The sequence below is a fragment of the Kitasatospora sp. NPDC088351 genome (assembly GCF_040685575.1).
In the GTDB taxonomy this organism is placed as follows: Bacteria; Actinomycetota; Actinomycetes; order Streptomycetales; family Streptomycetaceae; genus Kitasatospora.
Genome location: NZ_JBFBIL010000017.1, coordinates 122,093 through 130,777 on the forward strand (window position 1 = coordinate 122,093; position 8,685 = coordinate 130,777).

The following is an 8,685-nucleotide window of genomic DNA, read 5'->3' on the forward strand; positions in this document are numbered from 1 at the left end:
CGGGGGGCGATGCCCGTCAGCCCAGTCGTACGGGGAGTTCGTACAGGTCGTTCTGGGTGACGACCGGCTTGTTGCGCAGGGCGGACCGCTCGACCGCCAGGGCGAGTCCGGGGAACCGCGCGTAGAGCGCGGGCAGTGCCACCCCGGCCTCCAGCCGGGAGAGCGCCGAGCCGGGGCAGACGTGCGGGCCGTGGCCGAAGGAGATGTGGCGGTTGGGGGAGCGGGTGATGTCGAAGTCGCCGGCGGACGGGCCGTGGGCCTGCTCGTCGCGCCCGAGCGCCGCGTAGGAGACGATCAGGGCGTCGCCCCGGGGGATGACCTTGTCACCGACCGGGACGTCCTCGGTGGCGAACCGGATCAGGACGTGCGAGGTGGGCGTGGACCAGCGCAGCGTCTCCTCGATCACCGCGTCCCAGCCGACCTGCCCGGAGCGGACGAGGGCCAGCTGGTCGGGGTGGGTGGAGAGGTTGACCACCGCGTTGACGATCAGCGAGATCGTCGTCTCGTGGCCGGCGGCGATCATCAGCTGGAGCGTGTTGACGATCTCCTCGTCGGTCAGCCGGTCACCGTCCTGCGAGGCGAGGATCAGCGCGCTGGTGAGGTCGTCGCCGGGCGCGGCGCGGCGGGCCTCGACCACCCGGCGCATCATGGCGCCCAGTTCGGCCAGGGTGGCGACGACCTCCTCGGGCGGGGTCTGGGTGGAGAAGAACCTCTCGAAGAGGACCTTGAGCCGGGGGTGGTCGGCGGGGGCGATGCCCATCAGCTCACTGACGACGTACATCGGCAGCGGATAGGCGAACCCGGCCTTCAGGTCGACGACGGCGTCCGGCGCGTGGGACGCGAGCCCGTCAAGCAGTTCGTCCGTCAGCTCGGTGACGCGCTCCCGCAGCAGCTCCACCCGGCGCGGGGTGAGGGCCTGGGCGACCAGGGCGCGCAGTCTGCGGTGGTCCTCGCCGTCCACGGTCAGCATGGAACGGCCGGGGTTCGCCAGGCCGATCAGGGGCCAGTCCTGGGGGATCTCACCGCGCTGCCAGGCGCCCCAGACGCCGATGTCCTTCACCAGGCGCCGGTCGGTGAGCAGTTGCCGTGCCTCCGCGTGGTGGGTGACGGCCCAGACCGGGACGCCTCCCGGCAGCTCCACCTCGGCGAGCGGGCCGGCGGCCCGCAGCAGGGCGCTCTCGGCGTCGAGGTCGGTGACGAACGGGTCGAGCGCGATGCGCCCGGTGCTCGGGATGGTCATATCCTCGCGTCTCCAAGGGCAGGGGTCGGGGTGAATCGCACGGGCAGCCCGGTCAGTCCGCGCAGCCACGGGGACGGACGCCGGGTGAGGGACTCCGCGGGGACGGCCAGGTCGATGTCGGGGAGCCGGTCGAGCACCACCTCGATGCCCGTGCGCGCGATGACCTCCGCGATCTCCTGGGCGGGGAAGGGGCAGCGGTGCTCGCCGTGGCCGAAGGAGAAGAACGCGTTGTTGCCGCCGGTGAGGCAGGTGCCGTCGGTGCGCACCTGGGGGTCGGTGTTGGCACCGGCCAGGCCGAGCAGCAGCAGGTCGCCGGTCCTGATGTGCTGGTCGCCGAGCCGGGTGTCGCGGGACGCCCAGCGACCGGCCACGTTCTGGGTGGGGGTGTCCTCCCACAGCACCTCGTTCATGGCCTCGGCCACGCTGTTGCGCCCGCCGAAGAGGGAGGCGGCGAACCGGGTGTCGGTGAGCATCAGCCGCAGCGAGTTGCCGATCCAGTCGGCGGTCGGCTGGTGGCCGGCGGCCATCATCACCATCAGGTCCTGCGTGATCTCCTCGTCGGTGAACCCGGAGGAGTCGGCCAGCATGTGGGAGACCACGTCGCGGCCGGGCTCGGCGTGCTTGTCCGCCAGCAGGCGCTGCATGGACTCCGCCAGGTGCCGCATCCCGGCCATCGCCCGTTCCTGGCCGTTGATCATGTCGTTCATGGCGGTGACCAGGCCGGGCCCCTGCTCGTCGGCGAACCCGTAGAGCCGGGCCAGCACGCGCAGCGGAAGCAGCATCGCGTACTCGGCGATGATCTCCGTCGCGCCCCCGGCGCAGAACGCGTCGATCAGCTCGTCGGCGAACTGCTCGGTGTACGCGCGCAGTTCGGTCGGGTCGACGGCACCCAGCGCGTCGCCGACCATGGCGGCCCGCTGGCGGTGGCGTTCGCCGACCGTGTAGAGGATGGACGGCTGCTTCTGGCCGATCATCGGCCGCAGCGGCCAGTCGGCCGGAATCCGGTCCCACTGGTTCCACAGGTCCGAGTCCCGGCTGAAGAGCACCGGATCGCCGGTGACCTGGTGCAGTTCGCGGTAGCCCAGAACCAGCCAGGCCGGTACGTCGCCGTCGAGCAGCACGGGCGCCACCGGGCCGTGCTCGTGACGGATCTGCCGGTACAGCTCGGCCGGTTCGGTCTGGAACCGGGGGCCCGACAACGCGACGGGGGCGGGGCCGTGGGCACTGGTCACTGGGCGGACTCCTGGGGGGCGTACCGGGATCGGACGTGTTGCACGAGCGAGATGAGCACGTTCTTGCTGGACTCGCGCGAGCGGGCGTCGCAGTCGAGCAGCGGCACGCCCGGGTCGAGGTCGAGCGCCTCCCGCACCTGCCGCGCGCTGAACTCGGGGCCGGCGAAGTCGTTGCAGGCCACGACGAAGGGGGTGCCGAGCGCCTCCAGGCGGTCGATGGCGTACCAGGAGTCCGAGATCCGGCGGGTGTCCACCAGGACGACGGCACCCAGGGCGCCCGAGAACAGCCGGTCCCACAGGAACCAGAACCGCTCCTGGCCGGGCGCCCCGAACAGGTAGAGGACGTTGAGGTGGTCCAGTGAGATACGGCCGAAGTCGAAGGCGACGGTCGTGGAGCTCTTGGTGCCGACCCCGGAGGTGTCGTCGACGGCCTCCCCCGCCCGGGTCATCGTCTCCTCGGTGCTGAGGGGCCGGATCTCGCTGACGGAGCGCACCATCGTGGTCTTGCCGACGCCGAAGCCGCCGACGATGACGATCTTGATGCCGTTTTCCGAGGTGGCCCGCAATTCCGTGCGGGCGCCCGGAAGACCGGCGGCTGCCGGACGGTCAGAGGCTACGGAGGCCAACGAGCACCTGCTCCAGGAGGTCGAGGTCGGGAATGCTGTGAGCCGTGGCGGAGGTGCGCGGATGGCGCGCGCTGATCCGGCCCGCGTCGAGCAGGTCGGACAGCAGGATGCGGACGATGCTCACCGGCAGGCGCAGCTCGGCGGCTATCTCCACCACTGCCGTGGGCCGTTGGCACATCCGCAGGATCGCGGTGTGCTCGGACTGCATGCCCGGGACCGGGGCGAACTCGGCGACCACCAGGGTCACCAGGTCGAAGGCGTCGGACCCGGCGCGGCTGCGGCCCCCGGTGAGGGTGAAGAGCCGGTCGGGTGCGTCGTCCCTGCCGGGCCGGCTCATGAGCGGGCGGCCGTGCGGGGCGCGGCGCGCAGGTGCTCGCCGAGCTGCTCGACGAGCTCGCTGACGTTGTGGCCGACGAGCCCGGGGTCCGCGTCCTCGGCGGCGATGACGGCCAGGTGCGCGCCCTCGCCCGCCTCCACGATGAACAGGATGCCGCCGTAGAACTCGGTCATCGCCGACCGCACGCCGCCGGAGCCGTCGCCGAACTCGATGGACGCGCCGTGGGACAGCGACTGGATGCCGGCGGCTATCGCGGCGAGCTGGTCGGCCTGGTCCACCGACAGTTCGGGGGTGCGGCAGAGCTTGAGGCCGTCGCGGGAGAGGAGCAGCGCGTGCCGGGCGCCGGGGGTGATCTTCAGCAGGTTCTCCAGCAGCCAGTCCAGCTTCTCGTCGGCGGTGGCCGTGGCGTTGGGGACGGTGGCGGTCATCGAGGGGTGTCGCCTTCCGGGTGCGGGTGCGGGGCCGGGATGTGGCCGGTGGTGGTGGACGGGTCGTCCGGTTTCTCCGGAGCCCTGACGCCGTCCGGCGAGGCCGTGCGAACGGCCTGGCGGAACGTACTGAAACGGGCCATACCCGCCTTGACGCCGCCCTGCGGCCGCTCCGTGGGGGCGACGGCCGGGTGGCGGGCGCTCTCGGCGGCGGCCAGGGTCTGTCCACGCCGGCGGTGCGGCAGAGCGCCGTTGCCGTCGTCGGGCGCCGGAGCCTCGCGGGCGGGGACGGGCTCGGCCCGGCCGGGCGCCGTGCCCGCGGTGACGGCCCGCGGCGCCGGACGCCCGACGCCCGCGGCCACCGCCGGCGTCTTCGCGGGAGCGGTTCCGTGCGGTGCGGCGGCGCGGCTCAGCAGTTCCTGCGGAACGAGGACCAGGACGCCCGTGCCGCCGCGTGCGGACGGCCGGAAGGAGACGGTCAGGCCGTGCTTGCGGGCCAGCCGGCCCACCACCGAGAGGCCCAGCCGGGTACCGGAGAGTCCGCCCAGCTCGGTCGCCTCACCGCGGACGGCGCGCTCCGCGCGGCGCAGCTGCACGTCGCCCATCACCAGGCCGCTGTCCTCGACGGAGACGAGGGCACCCGCGGGCACCTGCTCGACGTACACGTGGACCTCGGCCGTCGGCGGAGAGAACTTCGCGGCGTTGTCGAGGAGTTCGGCCAGGACGTGCATCACGCCCTCGGCGGCGTGTCCGACGACGGCCACCTCGCCGACGGAGTGCAGCCGTACCCGCTGGTAGCCGCTGATCCGGCCCATCGCCCCGCGCAGGACCGACTCCATCCCGATCGGCCGGGCCCAGCGGCGGCCCGAGCGTGCGCCGGTCAGCACCGCGACGGAGTCGGCGAGCCGTCCCGCCTGCGCGGTCCGGTGGTCCAGGTGGAGGAGGTCTCCCAGGACGTTCTCGTCGGTGTGGCGCTCCTCCATCTCGCGCAGGTCGGCGAGCAGGCCCGTGGCCATGGCCTGCATCCGGCCGGCCGCGTTGGCACACGCGGCGATCGCCGCGGCGCGGGTGGCGGCGGCGAGCCGGGCCTGCTCCGTCAGCCGGGCTGTCTCGCGGGCGTGTTCGCCGATCAGGCGGGTCCGCTCGTCGGCGAGTTCCGCACTCCGCCGGGCGGTCTCGTCCGCGAGCCGGGCATGTTCCCGGGCGGTCTCGTCCGCGAGCCGGGCATGTTCCCGGGCGGTCTCGTCCGCGAGCCGGGCATGTTCCCGGGCGGTCTCGTCCGCGAGTCGGTCGCGTTCGTGGCGCAGTTGGTCGGCCTCCTGCCGCGCCGCCGTGACCCGCCTCCCGAGTACCCGCGAGGTCTGGACGGCGTAGGTGGCCGCGGTCACGGCGACGCACAGCAGCAGCGCGCCGGCCCCCGCGCCCCAGCCGAGCGCGCTACGCACCGACGCCGGCGCGGCCGCCGTGGAGACCGCCACGACCGCTCCGGTGGCCAGGGCCGTTGTCAACAAGGCCAGGACGGGGGCGCGTAGCGGCGGACGCTCGTGATGCGGAGCGAAGGAGGGTGACGCCGTCATCAATATCCTCGGAGTGCTCGTGAGCCCGATTCCCCGGGGGTGCCGTCGACAGAGACTGACGCCGACCCGGTCAACGAGGGGCCACTATAAATCAGTTATTGATCGCTTTTGAACCGCTTCCCGGGGTCGAAGTGATCACAGGCGCACCCTCCGGGCGCTGTGACCAGGCAGTCACGCCGTTCTGGCGACGATTCAGCTGACGCTCCGACGGGCTTCGACGTTGACGTCGCAATCACGCCGGACCCCGGCGGTGGCGGCTGCTGGACTTGACGGAACATCACCGATCCCCGGACAGGAACGCCCCCGTGCCCGCTGCCGCCGCTCCCCACGCCGACGTGTCCACCCGGACCGGCCCGCCCGCCCTCGGCCCGATGGGCGGCTGGCTCGCCGTCATCTCCGTGACGACGGGAATCTTCTCCATCGTCACGACCGAGATCCTGCCTATCGGTCTGCTGACGCCGATCGGCGCCTCCTTCCGGATCTCGGACGGCGCGGCCGGGCTGATGATGACACTGCCCGGGATCGTGGCCGCCGTCGCCGCCCCCACCGTGACCGTCGCGGCCAGGGGGACCGACCGGCGCACCCTGCTCTGCGTGCTGATGTCGGTCCTCGCCCTGGCCGACCTCCTCAACGCGCTGGCCCCCGCCTACTGGACGGTGCTGGCGGCCAGGATCGTGCTCGGCCTGGTCATCGGAGCCTTCTGGTCGATCGGCGCGGGGCTCGCCCCGCGCCTGGTGCCCGGCCCCCGGCGGGCCACGGCGAACGCGGTGATCTTCTCGGCCGTCCCGCTCGGCTCCGTACTCGGCGTGCCCGCCGGGGTCCTCCTCGGCGACCTCGCGGGCTGGCGTGCCGCCTTCACCGCCATGGCCGTGCTGACGCTGCTCGTGCTCGCCGCGCTCCTGGTGTCCCTGCCCCCACTGCCCCCACGGACCACCACCCGCCTGACCGTGCTGCGCGACCTGCTCCGCACCCCGGGCGTGCGGACCGGGCTCGCGGTGACCTTCCTCGTCGTGACGGCCCACTTCGGCACCTACACCTACGTCACGCCCTTCCTGGAAGACGTTTCGCACGCGGGACCGCGCCTCGTCACCGCCCTCCTCCTGGCCTACGGCGTCGCGGGCGTGGCCGGCAACTTCGCGGCGGGCGCCTGGGCGGCGCGCGCACTGCGCCCCGCCGCCACCACGGCCGCGGGCCTGCTCGCGACCGCGACCCTGCTGCTCCCCGTCATCGGGACGACCGGCCCCGGCGCGGCCGTGCTCCTGGTCCTGTGGGGCCTGGCCTACGGCGCGGTACCGGTCTGCGCCCAGACCTGGTTCCTCGCGGCGGCGCCGACCGCGCCCGAGGCGGCGTCCGTCGTCTTCACCTCCTCGTTCCAGGCCACCATCGCGCTGGGGGCGCTGGCCGGCGGAGCGGTCGTGGACGCGGCTTCGACCTCCGTGGTCATGGTGCTGGGCGGGACCGTCGCGGTGCTCGCCGCGGCGGTGGCGTGGATCGGCGGCGGCCGGGTCCGGTAGGCGGGGCACGGGCCGGGAGCGCCGGACCGGGAGCACCGGACTCCCATCCGCACTGGTCAAGCGGTGTGCCGGCGCGGGGGCGGGGCGGCGTTCGGGTGGGTCCGCCGCAGAGAGCAAAACGGCCCAAAGCTAGCATGGGCGCATCGCCTAGCTCGAAAGATGGACCTGTGACTGTCAACGAAGACGTGTTCACTAACTGGAAGAACCGCGAGGAGATCGCGGAGTCGATGATTCCGATCATCGGGAAACTGCACCGGGAGAGGGACGTCACGGTCCTGCTGCACAGCCGCTCCCTGGTGAACAAGTCGGTGGTCAGCATCCTCAAGACCCACCGGTTTGCCCGCCAGATAGCCGGCGAGGAGCTCTCGGTCACCGAGACGCTTCCGTTCCTGCAGGCTCTCACCACGCTCGATCTCGGCCCTTCCCAGATCGACATCGGCATGCTCGCCGCGACCTACAAGACCGATGACCGAGGCCTCCCGGTCGACGACTTCACCGCCGAAGCCGTCGCCGGGGCCATGGGCGCCAACAAGCTGGAGCGCCGCCAGGCGCGCGATGTCGTGCTGTACGGGTTCGGCCGTATCGGCCGCCTGCTCGCCCGCCTGCTGATCGAGAAGGCCGGCTCGGGGAACGGCCTGCGGCTGCGCGCCATCGTCGTCCGCAGCAGCGGTGACGAGGACCTGGTCAAGCGCGCCTCGCTGCTGCGCCGTGACTCCATCCACGGCCAGTTCCACGGCACGATCACCGTCGACGAGGCGAACAACAAGATCGTCGCCAACGGTCACGAGATCCGGGTGATCTACTCGGACGACCCGACGACGGTGGACTACACGGCGTACGGCATCAACGACGCCATCCTCATCGACAACACCGGCAGGTGGCGTGACCGCGAGGGCCTCTCGAAGCACCTCCGCCCCGGTATCGCCAAGGTGGTCCTGACCGCGCCGGGCAAGGGCGATGTCCCCAACATCGTCCACGGTGTCAACCACGACACGATCAAGCCGGACGAGCGGATCCTGTCCTGCGCGTCCTGCACCACCAACGCGATCGTGCCCCCGCTGAAGGCGATGGCGGACGAGTACGGCGTCCTGCGTGGTCACGTGGAGACCGTCCACTCGTACACCAACGACCAGAACCTCCTGGACAACTACCACAGCTCCGACCGCCGTGGCCGCTCGGCGGCGCTCAACATGGTCATCACCGAGACCGGCGCGGCCTCCGCGGTCGCCAAGGCGCTGCCCGACCTCGACGCGACGATCACCGGCAGCTCGATCCGCGTCCCGGTGCCGGACGTCTCGATCGCGATCCTCAACCTGCAGCTCGCACGCGAGACCACCCGCGCGGAGGTCCTCGACTACCTCCGCAACGTGTCGCTGACCTCGCCGCTCAAGCGCCAGATCGACTTCATCAGCGCGCCCGACGCGGTCTCCAGCGACTTCATCGGCTCGCGCCACGCCTCGATCGTCGATGCCGGTGCCACCAAGGTCGACGGCGACAACGCGATCCTCTACCTCTGGTACGACAACGAGTTCGGCTACTCCTGCCAGGTCGTCCGCGTCGTCCAGCACGTCTCCGGAGTGGAGTACCCGACGTACCCGGCCCCGGCGGTCTGATCGCGGGGGGACCGACCCCGGCGGACTGACCCCGGTGGACGGTCCGTTCGGCACGCGCCGGGGCGGCGGAGGGCAACTGCCCAGCGCCCCCCCCGCGCGGACGAGGCCCCCGCCCACA

Annotated in this window: 8 protein-coding genes; 2 read left to right on the forward strand and 6 right to left on the reverse strand. The window is 72.3% G+C overall.

The window, feature by feature from the left end; translation table 11 throughout:
* Positions 1-16: 16 nt before the first annotated feature.
* From AB0P06_RS15565 to AB0P06_RS15590, 6 genes are read right to left on the reverse strand one after another with little or no spacing between them, the layout of a single operon-like run.
* Complete coding sequence (locus tag AB0P06_RS15565) at positions 17-1,240, reverse strand: cytochrome P450 (RefSeq protein ID WP_363607787.1); 1,224 nt, start codon at positions 1,238-1,240, stop codon at positions 17-19.
* Positions 1,237-2,472, reverse strand: coding sequence for a cytochrome P450 (locus tag AB0P06_RS15570; RefSeq protein WP_363607788.1), 1,236 nt, complete (start codon positions 2,470-2,472; stop codon positions 1,237-1,239). Before AB0P06_RS15570 ends, AB0P06_RS15565 begins: the two co-directional genes overlap by 4 nt.
* Positions 2,469-3,038, reverse strand: coding sequence for an ATP/GTP-binding protein (locus AB0P06_RS15575; protein WP_363607789.1), 570 nt, complete (start codon positions 3,036-3,038; stop codon positions 2,469-2,471). Before AB0P06_RS15575 ends, AB0P06_RS15570 begins: the two co-directional genes overlap by 4 nt.
* Before the next feature lie 40 nt (positions 3,039-3,078).
* Positions 3,079-3,435 carry a DUF742 domain-containing protein gene (locus AB0P06_RS15580; protein WP_363607790.1) on the reverse strand — a complete coding sequence of 119 codons (357 nt, stop codon included), beginning with the start codon at positions 3,433-3,435 and terminating at the stop codon, positions 3,079-3,081.
* Complete coding sequence (locus AB0P06_RS15585; RefSeq protein WP_363607791.1) at positions 3,432-3,863, reverse strand: roadblock/LC7 domain-containing protein; 432 nt, start codon at positions 3,861-3,863, stop codon at positions 3,432-3,434. The genes AB0P06_RS15580 and AB0P06_RS15585 overlap by 4 nt, the downstream gene beginning before the upstream one ends.
* Positions 3,860-5,440: an ATP-binding protein gene (locus tag AB0P06_RS15590; RefSeq protein ID WP_363607792.1), complete on the reverse strand. Its 1,581-nt coding sequence runs from the start codon at positions 5,438-5,440 to the stop codon at positions 3,860-3,862. The genes AB0P06_RS15585 and AB0P06_RS15590 overlap by 4 nt, the downstream gene beginning before the upstream one ends.
* Before the next feature lie 371 nt (positions 5,441-5,811).
* On the opposite strand from AB0P06_RS15590, the gene AB0P06_RS15595 reads away from it, so the two are divergent.
* Both AB0P06_RS15595 and AB0P06_RS15600 read left to right on the forward strand, forming a co-directional pair.
* The gene (locus AB0P06_RS15595) at positions 5,812-6,954 is read left to right on the forward strand and encodes an MFS transporter (protein ID WP_363607801.1); all 1,143 of its coding nucleotides are present in this window, start codon (positions 5,812-5,814) and stop codon (positions 6,952-6,954) included.
* Positions 6,955-7,121: 167 nt separating this feature from the next.
* Positions 7,122-8,567, forward strand: a complete 1,446-nt coding sequence (locus AB0P06_RS15600; protein ID WP_363607793.1) for a glyceraldehyde-3-phosphate dehydrogenase — start codon at positions 7,122-7,124, stop codon at positions 8,565-8,567.
* Positions 8,568-8,685: the final 118 nt, after the last annotated feature.